Annotated in this window: 22 protein-coding genes and 1 other RNA gene; 15 read left to right on the top strand and 8 right to left on the bottom strand. The window is 65.4% G+C overall.

What is annotated here, in order from left to right; translation table 11 throughout:
* The first annotated feature begins 63 nt into the window (after positions 1-63).
* The 10 genes from prfB (at position 64) to A5713_RS08295 (ending at position 9,012) form a co-directional block, all read left to right on the top strand.
* Positions 64-1,185 carry a peptide chain release factor 2 gene (gene prfB / locus A5713_RS08340; RefSeq protein WP_068094508.1) on the top strand — a complete coding sequence of 374 codons (1,122 nt, stop codon included), beginning with the start codon at positions 64-66 and terminating at the stop codon, positions 1,183-1,185.
* Positions 1,175-2,170 (top strand): mechanosensitive ion channel family protein, encoded by a 996-nt coding sequence (locus A5713_RS08335; RefSeq protein WP_068094505.1) that lies wholly within the window; start codon positions 1,175-1,177, stop codon positions 2,168-2,170. The genes prfB and A5713_RS08335 overlap by 11 nt, the downstream gene beginning before the upstream one ends.
* On the top strand, positions 2,167-2,652 hold the full coding sequence (locus A5713_RS08330; RefSeq protein WP_068094502.1) for a hypothetical protein: 486 nt from the start codon (positions 2,167-2,169) through the stop codon (positions 2,650-2,652). Before A5713_RS08335 ends, A5713_RS08330 begins: the two co-directional genes overlap by 4 nt.
* Before the next feature lie 43 nt (positions 2,653-2,695).
* The gene (gene ftsE, locus A5713_RS08325; RefSeq protein ID WP_067920955.1) at positions 2,696-3,385 is read left to right on the top strand and encodes a cell division ATP-binding protein FtsE; all 690 of its coding nucleotides are present in this window, start codon (positions 2,696-2,698) and stop codon (positions 3,383-3,385) included.
* Entirely contained in the window at positions 3,386-4,279 is an 894-nt protein-coding gene (gene ftsX / locus A5713_RS08320) for a permease-like cell division protein FtsX (protein WP_067920953.1), read from the top strand.
* A gap of 2 nt (positions 4,280-4,281) precedes the next feature.
* Positions 4,282-4,791 (top strand): SsrA-binding protein SmpB, encoded by a 510-nt coding sequence (gene smpB / locus A5713_RS08315; protein WP_067920951.1) that lies wholly within the window; start codon positions 4,282-4,284, stop codon positions 4,789-4,791.
* Entirely contained in the window at positions 4,788-5,633 is an 846-nt protein-coding gene (locus A5713_RS08310) for an EamA family transporter (protein WP_142393456.1), read from the top strand. Before smpB ends, A5713_RS08310 begins: the two co-directional genes overlap by 4 nt.
* Positions 5,634-5,667: 34 nt before the next feature.
* Complete coding sequence (locus A5713_RS08305; RefSeq protein WP_068094498.1) at positions 5,668-6,513, top strand: maleylpyruvate isomerase family mycothiol-dependent enzyme; 846 nt, start codon at positions 5,668-5,670, stop codon at positions 6,511-6,513.
* An 88-nt stretch (positions 6,514-6,601) separates the two neighbouring features.
* Positions 6,602-6,969, top strand: a transfer-messenger RNA (tmRNA) gene (gene ssrA, locus A5713_RS08300).
* 1,803 nt (positions 6,970-8,772) lie between these two features.
* Positions 8,773-9,012 carry a hypothetical protein gene (locus tag A5713_RS08295; RefSeq protein WP_068094495.1) on the top strand — a complete coding sequence of 80 codons (240 nt, stop codon included), beginning with the start codon at positions 8,773-8,775 and terminating at the stop codon, positions 9,010-9,012.
* Between the two features lie 122 nt (positions 9,013-9,134).
* On the opposite strand, the gene A5713_RS08290 is transcribed toward A5713_RS08295, so the two are convergent.
* The 3 genes from A5713_RS08290 to A5713_RS08280 form a co-directional block, all read right to left on the bottom strand.
* Positions 9,135-9,353, bottom strand: a complete 219-nt coding sequence (locus tag A5713_RS08290; RefSeq protein WP_067920943.1) for an ANTAR domain-containing protein — start codon at positions 9,351-9,353, stop codon at positions 9,135-9,137.
* Positions 9,354-9,357: 4 nt separating this feature from the next.
* Positions 9,358-9,591 (bottom strand): hypothetical protein, encoded by a 234-nt coding sequence (locus tag A5713_RS08285; protein ID WP_067920941.1) that lies wholly within the window; start codon positions 9,589-9,591, stop codon positions 9,358-9,360.
* A gap of 187 nt (positions 9,592-9,778) precedes the next feature.
* Positions 9,779-10,354, bottom strand: coding sequence for a peptidoglycan recognition family protein (locus A5713_RS08280; RefSeq protein WP_231980283.1), 576 nt, complete (start codon positions 10,352-10,354; stop codon positions 9,779-9,781).
* A gap of 341 nt (positions 10,355-10,695) precedes the next feature.
* On the opposite strand from A5713_RS08280, the gene A5713_RS08275 reads away from it, so the two are divergent.
* The gene (locus A5713_RS08275; protein ID WP_082972846.1) at positions 10,696-12,159 is read left to right on the top strand and encodes a serine hydrolase domain-containing protein; all 1,464 of its coding nucleotides are present in this window, start codon (positions 10,696-10,698) and stop codon (positions 12,157-12,159) included.
* Here A5713_RS08275 and A5713_RS08270 read toward each other — a convergent pair.
* Complete coding sequence (locus A5713_RS08270) at positions 12,156-12,842, bottom strand: M15 family metallopeptidase (protein ID WP_082972845.1); 687 nt, start codon at positions 12,840-12,842, stop codon at positions 12,156-12,158. The genes A5713_RS08275 and A5713_RS08270 overlap by 4 nt on opposite strands.
* A gap of 209 nt (positions 12,843-13,051) precedes the next feature.
* Here A5713_RS08270 and A5713_RS08265 point away from each other — a divergent pair, with 209 nt between their 5' ends.
* Positions 13,052-14,350 carry an MFS transporter gene (locus A5713_RS08265; RefSeq protein WP_067920933.1) on the top strand — a complete coding sequence of 433 codons (1,299 nt, stop codon included), beginning with the start codon at positions 13,052-13,054 and terminating at the stop codon, positions 14,348-14,350.
* Positions 14,351-14,363: 13 nt separating this feature from the next.
* Here the strand turns inward: A5713_RS08265 and A5713_RS08260 are convergent, their stop codons facing one another.
* Positions 14,364-15,263: a universal stress protein gene (locus tag A5713_RS08260; RefSeq protein WP_068094544.1), complete on the bottom strand. Its 900-nt coding sequence runs from the start codon at positions 15,261-15,263 to the stop codon at positions 14,364-14,366.
* A gap of 207 nt (positions 15,264-15,470) precedes the next feature.
* Between A5713_RS08260 and A5713_RS08255 the strand changes: the two genes are divergently transcribed.
* Complete coding sequence (locus tag A5713_RS08255) at positions 15,471-16,202, top strand: class I SAM-dependent methyltransferase (RefSeq protein ID WP_067920931.1); 732 nt, start codon at positions 15,471-15,473, stop codon at positions 16,200-16,202.
* A gap of 12 nt (positions 16,203-16,214) precedes the next feature.
* Here the strand turns inward: A5713_RS08255 and A5713_RS08250 are convergent, their stop codons facing one another.
* Positions 16,215-17,414 (bottom strand): glycosyltransferase, encoded by a 1,200-nt coding sequence (locus tag A5713_RS08250; RefSeq protein WP_068094486.1) that lies wholly within the window; start codon positions 17,412-17,414, stop codon positions 16,215-16,217.
* The gene (locus A5713_RS08245) at positions 17,411-18,364 is read right to left on the bottom strand and encodes a UDP-glucuronic acid decarboxylase family protein (protein ID WP_068094484.1); all 954 of its coding nucleotides are present in this window, start codon (positions 18,362-18,364) and stop codon (positions 17,411-17,413) included. Before A5713_RS08245 ends, A5713_RS08250 begins: the two co-directional genes overlap by 4 nt.
* 253 nt (positions 18,365-18,617) lie before the next feature.
* On the opposite strand from A5713_RS08245, the gene A5713_RS08240 reads away from it, so the two are divergent.
* Positions 18,618-18,962, top strand: coding sequence for a hypothetical protein (locus A5713_RS08240; RefSeq protein ID WP_156751798.1), 345 nt, complete (start codon positions 18,618-18,620; stop codon positions 18,960-18,962).
* 313 nt (positions 18,963-19,275) lie between these two features.
* Here A5713_RS08240 and A5713_RS08230 read toward each other — a convergent pair whose 3' ends face one another.
* Entirely contained in the window at positions 19,276-21,054 is a 1,779-nt protein-coding gene (locus tag A5713_RS08230) for an NAD-binding protein (RefSeq protein ID WP_082972843.1), read from the bottom strand.
* A 295-nt stretch (positions 21,055-21,349) separates the two neighbouring features.
* On the opposite strand from A5713_RS08230, the gene glnA reads away from it, so the two are divergent.
* Positions 21,350-22,786 carry a type I glutamate--ammonia ligase gene (glnA, locus tag A5713_RS08225; protein ID WP_068094477.1) on the top strand — a complete coding sequence of 479 codons (1,437 nt, stop codon included), beginning with the start codon at positions 21,350-21,352 and terminating at the stop codon, positions 22,784-22,786.
* The last annotated feature ends 18 nt before the right edge of the window (positions 22,787-22,804 follow it).

Here is a 22,804-nt window from a genome sequence, read left to right as displayed (position 1 = left end):
GTCGTGGGCGGGGCACTCGCCGGGAGACGAGGTGCCTGGCGGGCCCCGGTAACGTTGTCGGCTGTGGAACCCGACCGTCAAGCCGATATCGCCGCCCTTGACTCCACCCTGACCACGGTGGAGCGGGTGCTCGATGTGGACGGTCTGCGCAGCCGCATCGAGAAGCTCGAACACGAGGCGTCCGATCCCCAGTTGTGGGACGACCAGGCCCGCGCGCAGCGGGTGACCAGCGAACTGTCACACGCGCAAGGGGAGCTGCGCCGCATCGAGGAGCTGCGCCGGCGCCTCGACGACCTTCCGGTGCTCTACGAGCTGGCGGCCGAAGAAGCAGAAGGTGCCGCCAGCAAAACGGAAGCGCTCGCCGAGGCGGACGCCGAGCTGAAGGCGCTGCGCGCCGACATCGAGGCCACCGAGGTGCGCACGCTGCTGTCCGGCGAATACGACGAGCGGGAGGCGCTGGTGACCATCCGCTCCGGCGCCGGCGGGGTGGATGCGGCCGACTGGGCCGAGATGCTGATGCGGATGTACATCCGGTGGGCCGAGCAGCACAAGTATCCCGTCGAAGTGTTCGACACCTCCTACGCCGAGGAGGCGGGCATCAAGAGCGCGACGTTCGCCGTGCACGCCCCGTTCGCCTACGGCACGTTGTCCGTCGAGCAGGGCACCCATCGATTGGTGCGGATCAGCCCGTTCGACAACCAGAATCGACGCCAGACGTCGTTCGCCGAAGTCGAGGTCCTTCCGGTGGTGGACACCACCGATCACATCGACATTCCGGAAGGCGATGTGCGGGTTGATGTTTACCGCTCCAGCGGCCCGGGCGGCCAATCGGTGAACACCACCGACTCGGCGGTTCGTCTAACCCACATCCCAACGGGTATCGTCGTGACTTGCCAGAACGAAAAATCGCAACTGCAGAACAAGATTTCGGCGATGCGGGTGCTTCAGGCAAAGTTGTTGGAGCGCAAGCGTTCCGAAGAACGGGCCGAGCTGGACGCGTTGAAAGGCGAAGGCGGCAGTTCGTGGGGCAACCAGATGCGCTCCTACGTGCTGCACCCGTATCAGATGGTCAAGGATCTGCGGACCGACTACGAGGTCGGTAATCCGGCGGCCGTCCTGGACGGAGACATCGACGGGTTCCTGGAAGCGGGAATCCGGTGGCGCAACCGAAAAGATGACGACTAACACAACTCTTCTCGCCTCGCCCGCGGTGATAAAGGCGCTGGGCTGGCACGAATTCTGGCGCGGCGACGTCGGCCAATGGATCATCACCAGGGGTCTGCGGATCGTGATGGTGCTGATCGTGGCGGTGCTGGCGGCCCGGTTCGTCAACTGGGTCGCGCAGCAGGTGACCCGTCAGCTCAACCTGGGCTTCACCGAAAGCGACGCGCTGGTGCGCTCGGAGGCCACCAAGCACCGCCAGGCCATGGCCTCGGTGATCTCCTGGGTGTCGGTGGTCCTCATCAGTATCTGGGTCATCATGCAGATCGCCGACGTGCTGCAGTTCTCCGTCGGTGGGCTGGTCGCGCCGGCCACCGTGGTCGGCGCCGCGCTGGGGTTCGGCGCGCAGCAGCTGGTGAGGGATCTGCTGTCCGGTTTCTTCATCCTGGCCGAGAGGCAGTACGGCTTCGGGGACCTGGTCACCCTCACCGTCGTGGCGTCGACGGAGGCCAGCGGGACCGTCGAGAACGTGACGCTGCGGGTGACCCGGCTGCGCTCACCGGACGGCGAGGTGCTGACCATCCCCAACGGGCAGATCGTGAAGGTGGTGAACCTCTCCAAGGACTGGGCGCGCGCAGTGGTGGACATCCCGGTGTCCACCAGCGCCGACCTGAACCGGGTCAACGAGGTCCTGCACCAGGAGTGCGACCGCGCCATGGACAACCCGGTGCTCGGGGACTTGCTGTTGGATGCCCCCACGGTCATGGGCGTGGAGAGCATCGAAGTCGACACCGTCACCTTGCGCCTGGTGGCCCGGACCCTGCCCGGCAAGCAGTTCGAGGCCGGCCGGCAACTGCGCGTCCTGGTCATTCGCGCGCTGGCCCGCGTCGGCATCATGACCGCGGCGGACGCGACGGTGGGGCTGGTGGAAGACCCGTCGGTCCCGGCCGCCCAGGCCGCCGAAGACCGGATCGACGACGACGTGCAAGGTGCGGTGCAGAAGCGTTGAAGTTCACCCTGAGCATCTTCGAGAAGCGCAGCGGGGACTCCGACTCAGATCACCGCTGGCCGCAATACATGTTCGGCGGGCGAGTCCGCACGTCGACCCTGGTGTTGATCGTCGCCTTCTTCGTCGTGTGGTGGGTCTACGACACCTATCGTCCCGAACCGGCGCCCAAGCCGCCGGCGCAGCAAGTCGTGCCCCCGGGCTTCGTTCCGGACCCCAACTACACCTGGGTGCCCCGCAGTCGCGTGCAGCAGCCGCCGGCCACGCCCACCTATACGCCGACCCCGACGAGCACGCCGCCGCCACCGCCGCCACCTCCGCCGGTGACGACGACCACGACGCCGCCGCCGCTGCAGCTGCCGCAGTTGCCTTGCCTGCTGCCGCCGCCGTTCTGTCCACCCAGTACGAGCCCGACCACACCGCCTCCTCAGCTACCGCAGCCAGGGCCCGGTCCGGCGCCCAGTTCACCGCCGCCAGCCAGTTGACTTGGCTTGCCAGCGAAATTCACGGCTACACTGGCGTGCCGTGATGATCACCCTGGACCATGTCAGCAAGAAGTACAAAGCGTCGGCCCGCCCGGCGTTGGAGGACGTCAACGTCAAAATCGACAAGGGTGAATTCGTCTTCCTGATCGGCCCGTCGGGCTCCGGCAAGTCGACGTTCATGCGGCTGCTGCTCGGCGAGGAGAACCCGACGTCCGGCGACATCCGGGTGTCGAAGTTCCACGTCAACAAGCTGCGCGGCCGTCACATCCCCAAGCTGCGTCAGGTGATCGGGACCGTCTTCCAGGACTTCCGCCTGTTGCAACAGAAGACCGTGTACGAAAACGTCGCCTTCGCGCTGGAAGTGATCGGCAAACGGACCGACGCGATCAACCGGGTGGTGCCCGAGGTGCTGGAAACCGTCGGCCTGTCGGGCAAAGCCAACCGGCTGCCGAACGAGTTGTCCGGTGGCGAGCAGCAACGCGTCGCGATCGCGCGCGCGTACGTCAACCGGCCCCTGGTTCTGCTGGCCGACGAGCCGACTGGCAATCTCGACCCGGACACCAGTAAGGACATCATGGATTTGTTGGAGCGGATCAACCGCACGGGGACGACGGTGGTGATGGCGACGCACGACCACCACATCGTCGACTCGATGCGCCAGCGCGTCGTGGAGTTGTCGCTGGGGCGGCTGGTTCGCGACGAGCAGCGCGGCATCTATGGGATGGACCGCTAAGTGCGCTTTGGCTTCCTGTTCAACGAGGTCCTGACCGGTCTTCGTCGGAACGTCACGATGACGGCCGCGATGATCCTCACCACGGCCATCTCCATCGGCTTGTTCGGCGGCGGCCTGCTGGTGGTCCGGCTGGCCGACAACTCGCGGGAGATCTATCTCGACCGCGTCGAGACGCAGGTCTTCCTCACCGACGACATCTCCGCCAACGACGCGACGTGTGCGTCGGCTCCGTGTAAAGCGCTGCGGGACAAGATCGATGCACGACAAGACGTCAAATCGGTGCGCTTCATCAACCGGCAGGACGCCTACAACGACGCGATCAAGAAGTTCCCGGAGTTCAAGGACGTGGCCGGCAAGGAATCGTTTCCCGCGTCGTTCATCGTCAAGCTGAACAATCCCGAACAGCACGCGGAGTTCGATGCCGCGATGCAGGGTCAGCCCGGGGTGCGCAGCATCCTCAACGAAAAGGATTTGATCGACCGGTTATTCGCCGTTCTGGACGGTTTGCGCGACGCCGCATTCGCCGTCGCGCTGGTGCAGGCCGTCGGGGCGATCCTGCTGATCGCCAATATGGTGCAAGTCGCCGCCTACACGCGACGCACCGAAATCGGGATCATGCGCTCGGTCGGCGCCAGTCGCTGGTACACGCAGTTGCCCTTCTTGGTGGAGGCGATGCTGGCCGCGTCCATCGGTGTGGCCATCGCGATCGTCGGCCTGATCCTGGTGCGGGCGTGGTTCCTGGACAACGCGCTGAGCCAGTTCTACCAAGCTCATTTGATCGCGAAGGTCGACTATGCCGACATCCTCTACATCTCGCCGTGGTTGTTCCTGCTCGGCGTGTCGATGGCCGGGCTGACCGCCTACGCGACGTTGCGCCTCTACATTCGGCGGTAGCTATGGCCAAAGATCTTGGCCGGGCCAAGGGGGCGGGCGGCAAGCGCGGCAGCAAACAGATTGTCGCCACCAATCGCAAAGCGCGGCACAACTATTCGATTCTCGAAGAGTTCGAGGCCGGAGTGGCTTTGCTGGGCACAGAGGTGAAGAGCCTGCGCGAGGGCCACGCGTCTTTGGCCGACGCGTTCGCAACCGTCGACGACGGCGAAGTGTGGTTGCGCAACTTGCACATTCCGGAGTATCAGCACGGTAGCTGGACCAACCATGAGCCCCGTCGCAACCGAAAGTTGTTGTTACATAGGCAACAAATCGACCGTCTGGTCGGAAAGATACGAGATGGTAACCTCGCCCTCGTGCCGATGTCTCTGTATTTCTCCGAAGGAAAGGTCAAGGTCGAGCTCGCGCTGGCGCGCGGCAAGCGAGCGCACGACAAACGCCAGGACATGGCCCGCCGCGATGCCCAGCGCGAAGTGGTCCGTGAATTGGGTCGCCGAGCCAAGGGCATGAACTGATCGGGGCCGCTTACGCCCAGCTGTCGGCCGTCACGTACGGCGTCAGCGATTTCGTGGGCGGTGTAGCCGCTCGACGGGTGGCCGCGCTACGCGTGATGCTGGTGGTCTACCCGATCGAGACCTTCTTGCTGGGCGCGCTGGCCCTCGTCGTGGGCGGGCCCATCTCGCGCGGCGCCATCTTCTGGGGCGGCCTGTACGGCGTCGGGATGGCGGTCGGCATGTGGGCGTTCTTCGCGGCGCTGGGCGCCGGGCCGATCTCCGTCGTCTCGCCGCTGGCCGCGGTCCTCAACGCCGCCGTGCCGGTGGCGGTCGGAGTGGCCCTGGGGGAGCGTCCCGGGCCGGGGGCCTCTGTGGGCGTCGTACTGGCCCTCATCGCGGTCATGCTGGTGAGCCGGGAGGCGACGGCGCAGGGCGTGACACCGTATCGGTTCACCCCGAAGGTGGCCTGGCTCACACTGCTGGCCGGCTCGGCGATGGGGCTGAACCTGGTGTTTCTCCACCAGGCGCCGCACGCGTGCAAGCTGTGGCCGCTGGTCTTCGCCCGGCTCTCGGCCACCGTGGTGATCTTCGTGATGGCCGCGGCCAGCGACAACTTTCGGGCGCCGCGCGGCAAGCCCATGAAGCTCGCCTGGGCCGTGGCCCTGTTGGACATCTGCGCCAACGTCACCATGCTGCTGGCCCTGCACACCTGGCTGCTCTCGCTGGCCAGCATCCTGATCTCGCTCTACCCGGCCGCGACGGTGGTGCTGGCGATGGTCGTGCTGCGCGAGCGGCTGACCCGCTGGCAGGGCTTCGGCATGGTGATGGCCATGGGATCCGTGGCCATGATCGCGGCCAGCTGACGACCTGGCCGGCCGACCGGCCTACTATCCGAGCATGGCCGATCGCCCCGTCACCAAGCTGGACAAGTCCGATGTGCTCGCTGGTCTGTTCGCGGTGTGGGACGACATCACCACACTGCTGGACGGGTTGCCGGAAGCGGAATGGCAGGCGGCCAGTCCGTTGCCCGGCTGGGACGTCAAGGCGCTGGTGGCGCACATGATCGGCACCGAATCCTTCCTCGCCGGCGCCCCCGCGCCCCAGCCCGACATCGACGTCTCGGCACTGGAGCATGTCCGCAACGACATCGGAGTGATGAATGAGTGCTGGGTGCGTCACCTGGCCGCCGAATCCGGCGCGGACGTGCTCAAACGCTTCAAGGGCATCACCGACGAACGGCGCAGGGCGCTGGCGGGCATGCCCGCCGAGGAGTGGGACGCCGTGACGCTGACACCGGTGGGTCCGGAGAGCTACGGGCGGTTCATGCGGGTCCGCGTGTTCGACTGCTGGATGCACGAGCAGGACATTCGTCAGGCCCTGGGGCGGCCGTCGTCCGACGATCAGCTCGTCGGGCCCGCGTCGGAACTGTCCCTCGCCGAGATCGCCGCGACGATGGGCTACGTGGTGGGCAAGCGGGCGAACGCGCCCGAGGGTTCGCGTGTGCTGTTCGAGCTCACCGGGCCGCTTGCCCGCGGCATCCGCGTCAGCGTCGACGGCCGGGCCCAGGTGGTCGACGACTTCGGCGGTCTGGAGCCGACGGTGACGATCCGGCTGGACGGGCTGCAGTTCACCCGGCTCGCCGGCGGGCGCCCGATGTGTGCCTCGCGGTCACAGGACATCGACCTCGGCGGAGACCAGGACGTGGCCGCCCGGGTCGTCGAGCACCTCAATTTCGTGATCTGATCGCCGCCGCTCGGGAAGACAACTCCGTTGCCGCGCGTTGATATCGGCGTACCATTGATTTTCCTGCCGAAAATCGGCGGGTGTGCGAGGGGCTGAAAGGTTTCGACATCGCGCATCGAATCAAGGGAAGCGTGCCGGTGCAGGCAAGAGACCACCGTAAGCGTCGTTGCAACCAGATAAGCGCCGATTCACATCAGCGCGACTACGCTCTCGCTGCCTAAGCGACAGCTAGTCCGTCAGACCGGGAAAGCCCTCGACCCGGAGCCTGGCGTCAGCTAGAGGGATCCACCGATGAGTCCGGTCGCGGGAGTCATCGGGACACCAACAGCGACTGGGATCGTCATCCTGGCTAGTCCGCGTGACCAGGAGATCCGAGCAGAGGCATAGTGGACTGCGCACGGAGAAGTCTTGAGGGAATGCCGTTGGACCCGGGTTCGATTCCCGGCAGCTCCACAACAGAAGGGCCGCAGAGATGCGGCCCTTCTTCTTTTCCTTCACGAAGCAAGGCCATTAAGGCGCAGAATCGTCCCCAGCGTCACGATTCCCGTCAAGATTGATGTTATAGACTCCCGAATAGTAGTTCCGATTTGAACCGTGCAAGGGGTTCGATGGGGGCCAAAGTTTTCGCGAGATTCCCTGGGTGTGTTGGAACCGCTTATTCATCAAGTGAGCCCTTCATCGGCTGGAAACGCCGGGCCAGATCCTCATTCAGCCGAGCGCAGATATATCGAAGAGGATTCGCACTTCTGAGGGCCAAAGACTCTGTTGGCGGTTAGCGAGAAAATGCAACATCGGTGCACATCGTGATCGTCTTGTGAAGGGACTGCGCCTGTAGGCGCCTGGTTTCGCCGCAGGTCCGTGTCCGAGATATTGCAGCAGTCATATCGGCTGTTATGAGGGTGAGGGGACACCGTGTCAGCAAAGGACACAAATCAGACGCCGCCGGACGACGCAGTCACCACTTCTCCCCGAAGCCGTTGGACGAAAATTCTGGTGTGGGTGGGCGGTGTACTGACCACAGCAGTTGTCGTTCCGGTTGTTGCTTGGGCCGTAGGCGGGCCCTTGCATTGGTTCACCAAGATAATCAGTCCGGAGGAGTACTTGTCTGCCACCGCAAGGGTTCCGTCGTCCAGAGCCAGCTGTCAACATGGCGGGGAAGGATGGGTCTTCAATAAGGATCCGCAGCACTTGCCCATGGTGCTTCCCAGGGATGACGTGGACGCGTGGGCAACCGCTAACGGAGGCATCCCAGCAAGCGGCAACTACGTCACGGTGGATTTGCAGGCGCGGAATGGACACACGGTTGTGGTCGACAGCATCTCAATCAATGTGGTCTCCCGTACAAACCCACTGCAAGGTACGTGGGCGAACACGTGGGCACAATGTGGGGGACTCAAGCCATATCGGTTCCAGGCAAACCTGGACACAACACCTCTCACTGTCACCGCTATCCCGGACGAGGGGGCTGTTCCAGAAGGCGAGGTGCGCCGTCCCGTGGAATTGCCGCACTCGATCAGCGCCTCGGACCCGACGGAAGTCTGGAATCTGACTGCGGTTACGACTAGTTGCACCTGCGAGTGGACCGCAACCCTGAACTGGACGTCAGAGGGTAGGCAGGGACACACCGAGATCACCAACAACGGTCATCCCTTCCGGGTCGCAGCCGTCACCCGCTCAACCCGTGTGCTGCCCGGTGACAACGGGTGGATGATCGTTAGACCGCAGAGTTAAACCGGCACCTGTTGTCACTTAGGACAGCCTCGATATAGGCCACCGGGCAGCATGACTGACAGCAATGACGCCCGCGCAGCATCGTCACACTCAACTCCACCAAGCCCGTTCGTCGAAGCACCGCCGGCGGGCTACACAGGATGGGTGTGGAAACGGCCGAGGGAGGATAAGACTAGGCAAGGCCGGTTGGATTTTGCCTGGGGTGAGCGGCTTTAATCGCCATACGACGGCGATGTCACGTTGTGCACGCCCGACACCGCATCGCGGGAACGTGTATCGGAAGAGCGAGTGAGGAGCTCTCATGACCTATCGCCGTCTTGCTTGGGCGCTCGGTGCGGTGGTGGCGGTGGCGGCGGCCCCCATTCCCGTCCAAGCCCATGGCGAGCCGCCGACGAAGTGTCTGACCAACACTCCCAAGGGCAAGCAGGTCTATGTGCCCTGCGATCTGCTCAACGCCGGCGCCAATTTCCCGCCGGGGCAGCGTTGTCCTCCACCGCTCGAGCAGTATCCGAAAGATGTGGCGGACTGGTGCGGCGAAGGCCCGGGCCTGGCGAGTACCACGCCCACGACTCCTCCGACTCCGACGAGCCCGACGAGCCCGACCAGCCCGGCGCGGACGACGAGCCCCACGAGTCCTACCACCTCAACGAGTCCTACGACTTCAACGGGTCCTGCTACCTCAACGAGTCCTACTACCTCAACGAGTCCTACTACCTCAACGGGTCCGACGACCTCAACGACCACCACGAGCCCGGCGGCTCCTGGTAATGCAGAATAACCAAAAGCTTTGGTGGACCTGACGTTTCGCTTCCAGCGGCTTCACTGACACACGCTGCGGGGTAACCCGACACGCGCCGGGCGATGGAACCCGCTTGGCAGCGCGTTGCTGTTCAATCAGCTCCGTTTTCCAGGCGGAGCACGGCGTCCACCGGCACATCGTGGTTGATGATCTGCTCGGCGACCACACACATTTGCATCCTGGTGTCGCGTGACATTCTGCGGAGCACTTCGAAGGCTTGCGTGCCGTCGAGTTGGAACCGGTCGGTGATGATGTCCGTGGCTTGGGCGATGAGGTCGCCGGGCCAGAGTTGACTGGCCCTGTCGGTCATCCTTCTAGCCAGTCTGTTCGCGGTCGCTGGGTGTCTCAGCGAGGTCGGTGAGCTCCCGGGCCTGAGCCTGCTTAACCGCGGCGAGCATGCGTGCGCTCAGGTCCAGGCATTCCCGCTCTCCGACGCCGCCGTTGACGGAATATCCGATCTGGCGCACCTGGATAGCGAATTGGGTTAGGTCGTCACACAGTTGTTTCATGGAAACCTTCTGGCTGTGAAAGGTCTTGGCATTGGCCATATGTGCCGCGGACGCCCACGTCCCGTCCGACTTAGACCCAATTCCGGACGCCTACGTCCCGCCGAATTGAGGGTTGTAACGTCCTGGAATCCTATACCCGCGAAGCAGCTTTGCACTAGTGCACTTGTAGAAAATCCGCCGTGGTCGACTGCCGCCGGTCAACCCGGCCAACGGCGGGCAGCGCTCGTCAGTCGCCGGCCTCGATTGCCGCGACTCTTGCGGCGGCGTCGGGTCCGCAGAAGCGCTGGAGGTCGACTCCGCCCGCGGCCAGCAGATCGTCGATGCGGCGTTTCAGGTCACCCGAGGAAAGGTGGGCATAGAGATTTCCACCAGGGCAAGAGGTCTGGGCTAGGTCGCGATGGCCCGCCAACGTGGCGGTTGCTATACGGAAATTCTGGGCGGCCCATGCGAACGCGCGAGCCGCTCCCTGAAGCTGGGCCTCCGACACGGCCTCTTGATCGAAGTCTCCTTCGCACAGCACGAGGAAATGGCCCGTCGTGTCGTAGTCGGTCGCGGTGTCACCCGCGATTTCGGTGCTCCGGAGTTCGTAGATGTTGCCGTTGCGGTCCACGCCGACGTGATAGGCGATGTCGATCCAGCCGTGCTGATCCTGGTGGTACCGCTGATCCCGTCGCAGGTGGCCCGGGGCATTGCGGTTGTCGCCAAGGACGACGGCCTCGTGGTGCAGGGTCATCCGGGTGATGGTGTGGCGCTTTCCGCCAGCGCCCGCTGGGCGCGCGCCCCAGGCGTCGCGGCAGAGCAACGGTGCCGCAATCTCCGACCTCAGGCTGACGCCGGTCGACGTCGGGGAAGGTCGCCGAGCCGAAGGCGGCCAGGATCGGATCATGGAAGCCACCCCTACGCCCACGCCGCCGGCCACCGCTAACAGCTGGCGTCGGCTGACGACGGCTGGCGAGTTATGGGGCCGGCCGGGCGCAGGCTCGCACACCGCCCTCACGATACGGGCGTGATCGCTTGACGCCGTCAAGATCCGGAAACAAAATCGCAGGTAACGAGATGGGCGCCACAATGAATCGACCGGTCGCCGCAGGCTTTCGCGGTGCGATCCGAAGCGCGATCGCCGCCGGGACCGTCTTCCTGGCAATGACCGCGGCTTGCGCGCGTGGCGACGCGGGACGCCCAGCCTTGGGCGCAAGCACGCGGGCTCCCGGACCGGACGTCGCGACAATCGTCAAACCGCCCGACCCGGCGCCCGCGGTTGACTTCACAAAAATCTCCCGGCTGATCAACGACGCGATCGCGGCGAACCGGTTGCCGGGTGCGGTTGTGGTCATCGGTCACGGCGGCAAGGTCGCCTTCCACCAGGCCTACGGTTCCCGCAAGCTGGCCGGCGAACCCGGCCTGGACGGGTCGCAGGCACCCGCCGAACCGATGACCGAGGACACGATCTTCGATTTGGCGTCGGTGACCAAGAGCCTCGCGACGGCGACCGCGGTCATGCAGCTCTACGAGCAAGGCAAGGTTGCGTTCGACGACCCCGTGCAGCAGTACCTGCCCGATTTCAACACCGGGAACGATCCGCGCCGCGCAAAGGTGACCGTTCGCATGCTCCTCACCCACACGTCCGGGGAAACCGGGGACGTGAACCTGGGAGACCCGTGGGGGCTGGACAAGGCCGACAAGGAAGAGGGCCTTCATCGCGCGCTCACCACGCCACTGGAGTCGGACCCCGGCCAGGCTTTCCGCTACTCGGACATCAATTTCATCCTGCTGGGAGCGCTGATCGAGAAGGCCACCGGCGAGGCCCTGGACGTCTACGTTCAGCGACAGGTGTTTGAGCCGCTCGGCATGGCAGACACCCGTTACCTCCCCCCGGCGCAAGCGTGTGGTCCGCACACGACGCTGGGCGCCGCGGTCGCCTGGGCTCCCGTGCCGCAAGACCAAGCGCCGGCCGCTTGCCCCGCGGGGACCTGGAACACCGGTCTGCTGGCCCGCATCGCACCGACGGCACGAGACGAAGAGGGCAGAGGGGATCCGGGCAAGAACCCGGACCTCGATCACCTGCTCCGGGGCACCGTGCAGGACACGACGGCGCGGCGCATGGGGGGTGTGGCCGGGCATGCGGGCGTGTTCTCGACGGCCCACGATGTCGGCGTTTTTGCCCAGGCACTGCTTGACCGGCTCGCGGGCCGTCCGAGCCAATTCCCCTTGGCGCAAACAACTCTCGAGATGATGACCAGTCCGCAGCAACCGGGACACACGCTCGAGCAACTCAAGGCGGCCAACGCCGCCGCCCGAGCGGCCGTCGCGAAGAGACCGAACAGAGCGGATCCGCTGCTCGCCCCGCACTATCCGGCGATCGCGGGGCAGAACCTGCGCGGCTTCGGCTGGGATATCGATACGGGCCAGTCCGCGCCGCGAGGCGTCGTCTTCCCGATCGGTAGCTTCGGCCACACCGGCTTCACCGGAACCTCCGTGTGGATGGACCCGAGCTCAGACACCTACGTCGTGGTGCTCTCGAATTCGATTCACACCCGGGGCAGTCCACCGATGTCGGATCTGCGCGGTGAGATTGCCACGGCAGCGGCTCAGGCCCTGGGCCTTTAGGGCCGCTCGAAGTGTTGGTAATCGAGGGGAGCCGTCCACTCACCACCCCACCGCCAGCCACGATCTGTGAAGACCCGGACCGCCGGGTCGCCGGCGTGTAAGAGTCCCGGATCAGTGCGGCTGCGGTCCAGGTAGGCCGCCGCGTTGCGCGGTTCGAAATATCCGCTTGCGTACAGGCACGGATTGACAAGTGGATTGAGATCGATCGCCCGGCCGTAAGCGTGCGGAGACCATTCGTCGGTCCCCGGGATGGTTCGGCAGTTGAACGCCGACGTGTTGTTGTCCTCCATGGACAATTCGTCATCCGCATCCGGATAGTGGTCGACCGTGCGGATCTTCTCGACGGGAAAACGCAGCCGGTAGAGCTGGTCGAAGATCGCGGTGACGTCCGGCACCAAGTCCTCGTACACGATCAGCTCGCCCCGATGCGCCTGGCCGTCGAAACCGATGTGGTCGAGGGTGATCCGTCGCAGGCGCCCCGGCTCGACGGGGCAGCCCGGCCGCCAGCTCGCGCCGAGCTCGGCGGCGGTGACCGGTTCGACGGTCGCGCCGGCGGGTGCAAGCGGCGCACCGGCCGACGATGACCCATCGGCCGACGATGACGGTGGAGCGGACCGCGACGGTGCCGCCGGAGGCGGCTGCGCGGCGGTGCACTGCACCAGCACGAGACACGCTGCGAGCATTCCCGCCACCGCGGGACCCCGCCGCTCGGAGGGCGTCAACTGGGATGAGTCCTCACCGCTTGCTTCTTCCATCCCTACCAGGCCGCCGCGACAAGCCGTATGGCCCGGCGAGCCCGGTGCCAAGCTACCTCGGATCGGCGCGGCGCCGGTTCCGATCAGGCGGATTGTGATCCTTTTGCGCACGTGGCCTCGCGCATACCTTCCCTCAGGTGACGTCAAATGTGGGCAGCCCCACGACCCAGGTACCTCGAGCCCTACCCGCCACGTTCAAGCAGGCCCTCTTCGTCGCGGTGACAGCCGGATTGGGTTATGGCTTCGACTCGTACGCGGTGAACATCTACGGCTTGGTGCTGCCGGACATAAAGAAGACGTTGCACATCACCGACGCCGAGGCCGGCTACATCGGCTCAATCTTCCTGCTGGGCTACACAATCGGCACCATCGGCTTCGGATACGCCGCCGACCGGTGGGGGCGTAAGACCACCCTCGGGGCGTCGATCCTGCTCTACGGCATCACCACCTCATTGGCCGGGCTCACGGCGAATGTCGCCGCCTTCACCGGACTTCGCTTCCTCACCGGGGTGGGCGGTGCCGGGGAACTGGCGGTCGGTGCGCCCTACACCGCCGAGGTCTGGCCTGCGAAGACGCGCGCCCTCGGAGTCGGCGGGGTGATCTTCTCCTTCTTCTCCCTGGGCTATGTCCTCGCAGCGGCCGTCGCGCTGGCCCTGGTGCCGCGGTTCGGTTGGCAGTCCGCCTTCATCGTGGCGATCGTCCCGGCCGTCGTCCTGTTCCTCGTCCGGCGGGGAATAGCCGAATCGCACCGGTACACCGACGTGCAGGCCCGGGTCGACAACGGGGCCAGCAAGCCGCGGCTGTGGCACCTTCCCGGCGTGCGTCGGCGACTGTTCTCCGGCTGGCTGATCTACACGGCCAACGCGGTCGGCTACTGGGGCGTGACCGTCTTCTTGACGACGTACATCGTCAAGAGGTTCCACGCCTCCTCGATCGAGGCGATCCGCTACGCGCTGCTGTTCTTCCTGCTCCAGGTCGTATTCGTCTACCTGGGAACCGCGCTCGCCGATTGGGTGGGCCGGCGCCCCTCGGCGATCCTCGCCGGAGTGATCGAGTTGGTCTCGACCGTCCTGGCCGCCACCTCCCACTCGTTGGACCGATACCTGGTCTTCGGTGCGATCGCCATCGCCACCCTCGGCTGGCTGTGGGGCGTCGGGGACACGTACGTCTCAGAGCTCTTCCCAACGGTGTTGCGCGGCACGGGTTTCGGCATCGCAGTTGGCGGCGGCCGCGTCGTCTCCATCGCGGCCCCGGCCGTGGTCGGTTGGGGCATCACGCATTACGGGCTCGAGGCGCCGTATCTGGCGCTCGCCGGCCTTTGGGCGCTGACGCTGCTCGGCTATGCGATCGGACCGGAGACGAAAGGCAAGGAACTCGAAGATCTGGCCGACGAGGCCCTCACCGAAGACCTCGTGCCCGTCAGGCCGGGGAACTAGCGAGCGGCCGCCGTCACGACCGGCGCGCCACGATCACCGGGACCTTGGCCCGGTTGACCACCGCCGCCCCGACCGATCCCAGCAACCTGCCCCTGACCCAGCCGCAGCCGTGGCTGCCGACCACGACGAGTTGCGCGCGCTGGGACGCCTCGATCAGCCAACGCGCCGGATCACCGATTTCGATCCTGCGATCGACCCCCACGTCGGGATAGCGTTCGCGCCAACCGGCCAGTCGCTCAGCGAGCGTCGCCTCCTCCTCGGATAGTTGAGCGTCCCATTTGGCGTCCTGGAACGACCCCTTGGAGCCGGCAACCCGGGGATCGGTCCAGGCGTGCATGGCCAGCAGCCCGACACCGCGCCGGGAGGCTTCCTCGAACGCGATGGCAGTGGCCGCTTCCGACGCCGGCGAGCCGTCGATGCCCACCAGCACCGGTGCCCGCGCGCCATTGCCGGTCAGGGCTTTGTCGTCGTGGATTACGGCGACCGGGCAATGCGCGTGGTAAACCAAGTTCGAACTCACCGAGCCCAGGAAGTTGCCGGCAAGGACGCCGCCGTGTCCCCGGTAGCCGACCACGACCATCTCCGCGGCTTTGGAGAGGCCGATGAGCGTCGGGACGGTGGCAGAACGCAACACCTTGCCGTCGATCTGCACCGGATCGCGCTCATCGGTGTTCTCCTCGGCGACCTTGATCGCCGACGAGATGACATCGCGTGCCCGCTGTTCCTGCCATTGGCTGAAGCCCGCCAGCGCGGCGACCTCGAACCACTCCGGCAAGAGGGCGTCGACGACATGCACCAGGGTCAGCGGCGCCTTCCTCAGCGCCGCATCCCGGGCCGCCCACCGGACGGCACGCAGGGCCGCGGCCGAGCCATCAACGCCTACCAAGACGGCGCCACGTGGTGGTTGCCACATTTGGAGTTCTTCCCTGATCGGCCGTGTACCCACCGGCAGGATCACTCGGGGCGGCCGTGACTGTCAGGGCCGAAGAGATCCAAGCCGAAGGACCAAAGGCCCCGAGTGAGTCGCGTGACCCATTGATACCCTTCAACGCACGGCGCACATCTGAAAACGTCGGCCACCACGAACCTCCTTGGAGGAGTTCATGCGCAGGAGCGCATCATGACCGATGCCGTATGGAACCTCTATGCCGAGCAGATGGACAACGTCGACGGCTGGTTCTTCGAGGCCGATGTCGCGCTTTTCACCAAGCTGCTCGCCTGCCAGACGGCCGAGCGCATCAAGGGGGACATGCTCGAGATCGGCACATACCAGGGCAAGTCCGCCATCCTGATGGGTTACGGCCTGCGTGACGACGAAGAACTGGTGATCTGCGATCTCTTCGATGCGGTGGTCGATCACGACGACCTCGCGCCGCTCCCGCGCCGGCAGTACGCGGGCCTGGACCAGCAGCAGTTCCTGGCCAACTGGGACCGGTTCCACACTCGCCGGCCACAGCTTGAGGTCTGCCCGTCGTCGGAGCTCGATCTTGGCGAACGGGCACTTCGGTTCACCCACATCGACGGCTGTCACAGCTACCGGTGCGTGGCGAAGGACATCCACCTCGCCGTGACCCACGCTGCGCCACGTGGCGTGATCGCGCTGGACGACTACCGGGGCGTCGAGACCCCGGGCGTGGCGGCGGCCGTCTGGCAGGCGGTCGGCAACGGCTTCTTGTTCCCGTTCGCGGCGACCTACATGAAGCTCTACGCCTGCGCGTCGGCGGCCGATCAGAGTTACTGGTTGGACCGGGTCCGCGACAGCGCCGACATCTGTGCCTCGCCCGACTTCGCGTTGCCGTCTTATGACAGCGTCTCGGCCGCGCAGATCCACCATTCGACCGCCCCGCGCTGACACGCGTATCGATCATTCCGCGGTCGGCGGCGCTTGCTCCTCGGTCGAGTGACCGCGACGGGCCTCATCCTCCAAGAGGTCGGCCGCCGTGGTGGCGCTCTGCGCGGGTGTGGCCATCAGGCCGGCGACCTCGCGGGTGCGGGCCACGCACTGCGGTGTGAGGATGGACCGCAGATCCGCGACCAACGAATTGAGCGTGGTTTCGCCGTAGAGCCGTCCAATGCCCACTCCCAGTTGGTTGACCGCGGCCGCCCAGAGCGGCTGGTCGACCGAGACGGCCAGGGCCAGCGTAGGGACTCCGGCCCGGATGCCCGCGAACGTGGTGCCGGGACCCCCGTGGTGGACGACCGCGCGGCAAGCGGGGAAAACGGTCGCATGGTTCACCGAGCTCACCAGCTTCACGTGCTCGGACTGCGGGAGGTCGCTGAGGTCGCTGACGCCGCTGCAAATCAACGCGCGTTCGCCTAGTTGGGCGCAGGCGGTGGTCATCGTGACAATGTCGACGGAAGATGCGACGCGCGCGCTGCTGCCGAAACCGAAATAGATTGGCGGTGTTCCCGCATCGAGCCATGACGCGACGTCGTCGTCGACCTCGGTCGGCAGCTCCAGCGTCAGCCCGCCGACGAAAGGTCGCCGGACACCGTGTTGCGCCCATTCGGCCGCCAGTCCCGGAAAGAAGAATTCGTCGTAGGCCTGGATCTCCACTGGGTGCGGCGCGGATGGGCCCTTTTCCGCTGACAGCCCCAGTGCCCGGCGCAGCTCGTCTTCGGCGTCTTTGGTTACGGGCGAAAGCGTTTCGCTCGGAGCGATGGGGTAGATGTGCATGGCGGCCTGTGGAATCCCATAGTATTCCGCAACGTTGGCTGCCAGCCCCTGCTCGCTGGCGTCCGTGAGCAGCAGGTCCGCCCCGTCGGCCAGCGACGTGAGCGCCCTGCCCAGCCCCGGCCACATTTGCGTGATGTCCCGGAAGATTTCCCACGCCATGGCAACAGGATTCGGCGTCGGCCCGTATTTGCGCGCGATTTCTGCGTTCTGCCGCACCTGGTCGGGGCCGTGGGAGACCGCGGTGAGGCCCGCCGACTCGATGAAGCCGACGTAGTTGGGCGGGACCGCCATCAGCACGTCGTGGCCCCTGCGTTGCAGTTCCCGGGCGATGGTGGCGCACGGCTCGATGTCGCCGCGAGTACCCAGCGTTGCCAGCACGAATTTCATTGCGGGAGGCCCACTTTCGATCTGAAATAGTCGATCGTCCGCTCGAGCCCCTGCTCGAACGGGACGCGTGGGCGCCAGCCGAGGCTGGACTCGGCGAGAGAGATGTCCGGCTTGCGCCTCCTCGGGTCGTCCGGGGGCAGCGGCTTGAAGACGGTTGGCGAGGTGGATCCGGTCCTTTCCCTGATGATGGTCGCTGTTTCGAGGACGGTGAGTTCGGCTGGACTGCCGAGGTTTACGGGCCCGGTGAAGGAGGGTTCGCTCACCGCCATCTTTACGAGCCCGTCGACGAGATCGTCGACGTAGCAAAAGGACCGCGTCTGGCTGCCGTCACCGAAGATGGTGATCGGGTCGCCGCGCAGCGCCTGGACGATGAACGTCGAGATGATCCGCCCGTCCTCGATATCCATCCCCGGACCGTAGGTGTTGAAGATGCGGACGACCTTGATGGGGACACCGTAGCGGCGCGCGTACTCGAGCATCAGCGTCTCGGCGACTCGCTTGCCCTCTTCGTAACATCCGCGCGCGCCGAAGCAATTGACGTTGCCCCAGTAGCTTTCGGCCTGCGGATGGATTGCCGGATCCCCGTACACCTCGCTGGTGGACGCCTGAAGAATGGTCGCCCCCGATTCGCGCGCCAACTCCAGCAGGTTCCTGGTCCCGACGTAGTTGGTGTCCAGCGTGGACAACGGATCCCGCTGGTAGGCCCGGGGCGAGCCCGGGCACGCCATGTTGAAGATGACGTCCAGCGGACCCGAGACGGCCGAGTCGACCGGCCGGGTGATGTCGTGCTCGAAGAAGCTGAAGCCCGGATCGCCCGCGAGTCGCTGTACGTTCGCGCGGCTGCCGGTGCAGAAGTTGTCCAGCCCGACGACCTCCATGCCGTCGCGGCGGAGCCGATCGCAGAGGTGGAACCCCAGGAAGCCCGCGGCGCCCGCAACCAGGGCTCTCACCTTGCCTCCTTAGCGACGGTTCGCTCGTCAACACGACGTAGCCTCGCATGGCCGGCCGGGGGCGCCGCAAGACGGCCGCCGGAACGGTTTCTGTCCACATGGCGGTTATAGGCGCACCGAACCGAACGCGCGCGTTGACTCCGTGCCCGGCTTCTGGCCCGGTCAACGCACCCAAGCCCTACCATTGATGAACGGGGGCCACCGCTTGTCGAGCCTCCGAATCATCGAGGCGCTGAATCGAGGAGAAGTGTCCGTGCAACTGTCGCTCACACCCCCGTCCATCACGAGAAGGCTGCTCATCCCCGTGTCGTTCGTGATCGCGTTCGTTGCTTCGGCGTCGCTGCCGGCCACACTCGCTGCGGCCCATGCCGACCCGATCGGTTTCCCGCCGGACTGGCCGAACTACGAAATGCAGACCGAGCAGACGATGTGCAACGCCATGGCACAGGGCTGGTCACGCGCTCAGATCGTCGGCGCGATGCAACAGGCGAACAACCAGAGCATTACGGGGCTGACCCCGCAGCAGGCCGCCAAGCGCGCCAACATGTGGGTCGACCTCGGCCGGATCAAGTACTGCCCCGGCGCCGTCGCCAGCTAGCAGAGGGCGGCGGAGAACCACCCGCCGGCCACGACGGCGATCACGAGCGCGGCGGTGGTGTGCCCCGTCGAGGCGGCGACGACGACTCCGGTGATCGCTGCGATGAGGGCCATGACCACGACCAGGGCCAGCAGTATCCGATGTGAATGGACCGCTCCATTAGCGCGCGGTGCAACGACTACGTACTTGCTCGATCCGTGGGGTGCGGCCATGGAAGCTCCCATCGCGTTTGTGACCTCGGATACAAAGAAAGCACAAATGTGCTGCACATCACAACAGGGCGCGATGAACTGGCTCGATTTTTAGCCGTTCGTTAACCGTCCGGATCGGGCGCCCACCTTGGTGGGCGCACCTCCGGCCGGCGCGTCGACCGTGCGGCCGCCAATGCCACGGTGCGCTCGCCGTTGATCGTCATCAGCGGCGGAGGCTGGCCCTTGCGCAGCGTCGCGATCAGTTCTCGGTACGGGCCAATGAGGTAGACGGTGTCACCGGCTTTCAGGCGGGCGTCGCGGCGCGGGCGCAACCTGACCGGCCCTTCCGGCCGGGTGATCGCGATGACGCGCGTCTGAGTGGACAGATCGACCATCCGCAGCCCGTCGAGCTCGCTGCCCGCCGCCACCAGCATCCCGCCGACCATGAAGGAGCGCTGGCCCACCCAGAACGTGCCGAGCACCTGCAAGCCCATCGCCGCGCCGATGAACCACGGCGCCGCCAGGTCGACGATCGACCGCACGTTCTCGAAACCGAACCGCCGGTGCACCGCGGTGCCCAGCGCGCGGCCTTGAACGCGCATGACGATGGGCACCTTCGTGTCGGATCCCAGCATTTCGAGCAGCACGATCCCGGTTTCGATGTTCTTCATGTCGTCCTGCGTCACCAGCGCCACCCCGCGGGCGCGGTCGATGCGCGCCGACTGCAGCGTCTGGCGCATCGTCGGATCCCCGAAGATCACCGGCACATCGAGTTCGGCCACGGTCGGCAGGAAGCGGTTGCTGTCGTCCGGCTCGATGACCAGGACGTCGTATCCGGCCGCCGCGAGATCACTGACGACGCGCACCCCGATCGAACCCAACCCGACGACGACGACGTGGTCGTGCATGTGGCGCGCGCGCCGCAGTCCGGCCGATTGGACGAAGCGGCGCGACAGCAGGAGGTCGGCAAGGAACGCGACGAGGATGGCGGTGACGCTTGCGCCGCCGAACATCAACAAGACGCCGAACAGCCGCAGGGAAGTGGATTGTTGGGCGAAGCTGAAGTCGCCGTAACCCACCGTCGTGATCGTTTCGGACGCGAAGTACAGGGCGTCGATCCACGACATTTTGGGGTTGTGATAGGCGAAGCGCACCACGGCCGTCGAGCCAAGAGTGAGAAGCAGCGCGAACGCCAGCGAGGGGAAGAGCATGGGGTTCACTTCGTCTCGGATGGCGCGCGCCGCGTCGATGACCCGCCGGATCGGGGAGTGGCGAGCGCGCGTCGCGGCCGGGGGAGGCAAGGTGATTCCGCGGGCCTCCAATTCGTCCTTCACGCCGATCATCGACGTCCAGTCGCCGGCGTAGACCCGCAGATCTCGTCCGGGGCATGGCACCACCTCACCGGGAGCGGGCGAATTCTTGCCGTGAACCACCGCGACCGGTGCCAGGTCGGCGTAGATCTCCCGGAGCGTCGCGCTGTAAGGCGCCTCGGATCCCCAGACCACGAATTCGATACCCGCCGTGTCGAATTGGTGCGCGTTACGTGACAACACTGCCTCGACGATCGAGGGCGCCGCGAGGTCGGCGACGTCCAAGATCGCGCCGGGACCGTTGACAGCAACCACCGCTTCGCGCAGTACGTCGTTGGCCAACCGTGCCACCACCCGCACGTTCGGGCTGAACTCTCTTGCCAACAAGGCGATTTCGAGGTTTACTGCGTCATTGGGGCCCGCGCACACGACGGCACGTGCGCGATGCACCCCGGCCCCGAGCAGGTCGGCGGCGGTGTTGATCTTGATGATTCGCGCGCCCGCGCCCCTCAGCTCCTCGGCGATCGTCTTCGACAGCGCGTCGTCACCGCTGACGATTATCTCGCGGTGAAATTGAAAGAGCTCGCCCATCGCGTGGGGCTTCGTTCGATTCTTACGCGCGTCGATCGCCACGGCTGGTCGCCGGACGACCGCCGTTTGTGTTGCGTGGCATGACTACTCCTACTTCTGCTGCAGCTGCGTGGTCCATATGACTATCGGCCAACGCGCAGGGAAGTGCCACCGGAAGCCGGCCGCCGTGGAATCGCGATGCCATGGACTTTCTGTGACGCAACAGGTTCGACTTGCGGTGGTGACGCGGGCGAAATGGTCGAGGCGTACAAAACGCTCGCACACCAGTGCCGACGATCAAGCTAAGGAGCGTTGCGTGTCCGATAAGACGCCCGACGATATTTTCAAACTCGCCAAGGATGAGAACATCGAGTACGTCGACGTCCGCTTCTGTGACTTGCCCGGCACCATGCAGCACTTCACAATTCCGATCTACGCCTTCGATGAGAGCGTCTTCGAGGACGGCCTGGCCTTCGACGGTTCCTCGATCCGCGGGTTCCAATCGATCCACGAGTCCGACATGGTGCTGCTGCCCGATCCGGAGACCGCGACCATCGACCCGTTCCGGGCTCGCAAGACGCTGAACGTGAACTTCTTCGTGCACGACCCGTTCACCCTCGAGGTGTACTCGCGCGACCCGCGCAACATCGCCCGCAAGGCAGAGAACTATCTGATCAGTTCCGGCATCGCGGACACCGCCTATTTCGGTCCGGAGGCCGAGTTCTACATCTTCGACTCGGTCAGCTTCGACTCGAGCACCAACGGATCGTTCTACAAGGTCGACGCGGCATCCGGGTGGTGGAACACCGGAGAGGACGCCGAGCCGGATGGGAGCCCCAACCTCGGCTACAAGGTCCGCCCCAAGGGCGGGTACTTTCCGGTGGCCCCCACCGATCACTACGTCGATCTGCGCGACGAGATCCTCACCCACCTGACCAACGCCGGTTATTCCCTGGAGAAGGGCCACCATGAAGTCGGCAGCGGCGGCCAGGCCGAGATCAACTACAAGTTCAATACGTTGCTGCACGCGGCCGACGACCATCAGATGTACAAGTACATCGTCAAGCAGACCGCGTGGCAGGCCGGGAAGACCGTCACGTTCATGCCCAAGCCGTTGTTCGGCGACAACGGTTCCGGTATGCACTGCCACCAGTCGCTGTGGAGGGACGGCGTGCCGCTGATGTACGACCCGACGGGATACGCCGGCCTGTCCGACACTGCGCGGCACTACATCGGCGGCTTGCTGTACCACGCCCCGTCGTTGCTGGCCTTCACCAACCCGACCGTGAACTCCTACAAGCGTCTGGTTCCCGGCTTCGAGGCGCCGATCAATCTGGTCTACAGCCAACGCAATCGGTCGGCGTGCGTGCGCATCCCGATCACCGGTAACAATCCGAAGACCAAGCGGCTGGAATTCCGTTGCCCCGACTCGTCGGGCAACCCGTACCTGTCTTTCGCGGCCCAGTTGATGGCCGGGTTGGACGGCATCAAGAACAAGATCGAGCCGCCTCCGCCGGTCGATAAGGACCTCTACGAGCTGCCGCCGGAGGAGGCCGCGGAGATTCCGCAGGCGCCCACGCAGCTGTCCGCGGTGATCGATCGTCTGGAGGAAGACAGCGAATACCTGACCGAGGGCGGAGTCTTCACCCCGGACGTCATCGCGACGTGGATCAACTACAAGCGCACCTACGAGATTGCGCCGTTCAACCTCCGGCCGACCCCGTACGAATTCGCCCTCTACTACGACGTATGAGGTAGTTCGCTCCCGGCG

The sequence above is a fragment of the Mycobacterium sp. E2497 genome, assembly GCF_001668695.1.
Taxonomy (GTDB): domain Bacteria; phylum Actinomycetota; class Actinomycetes; order Mycobacteriales; family Mycobacteriaceae; genus Mycobacterium.
This window is presented reverse-complemented; position numbering and strand designations above follow the sequence as displayed.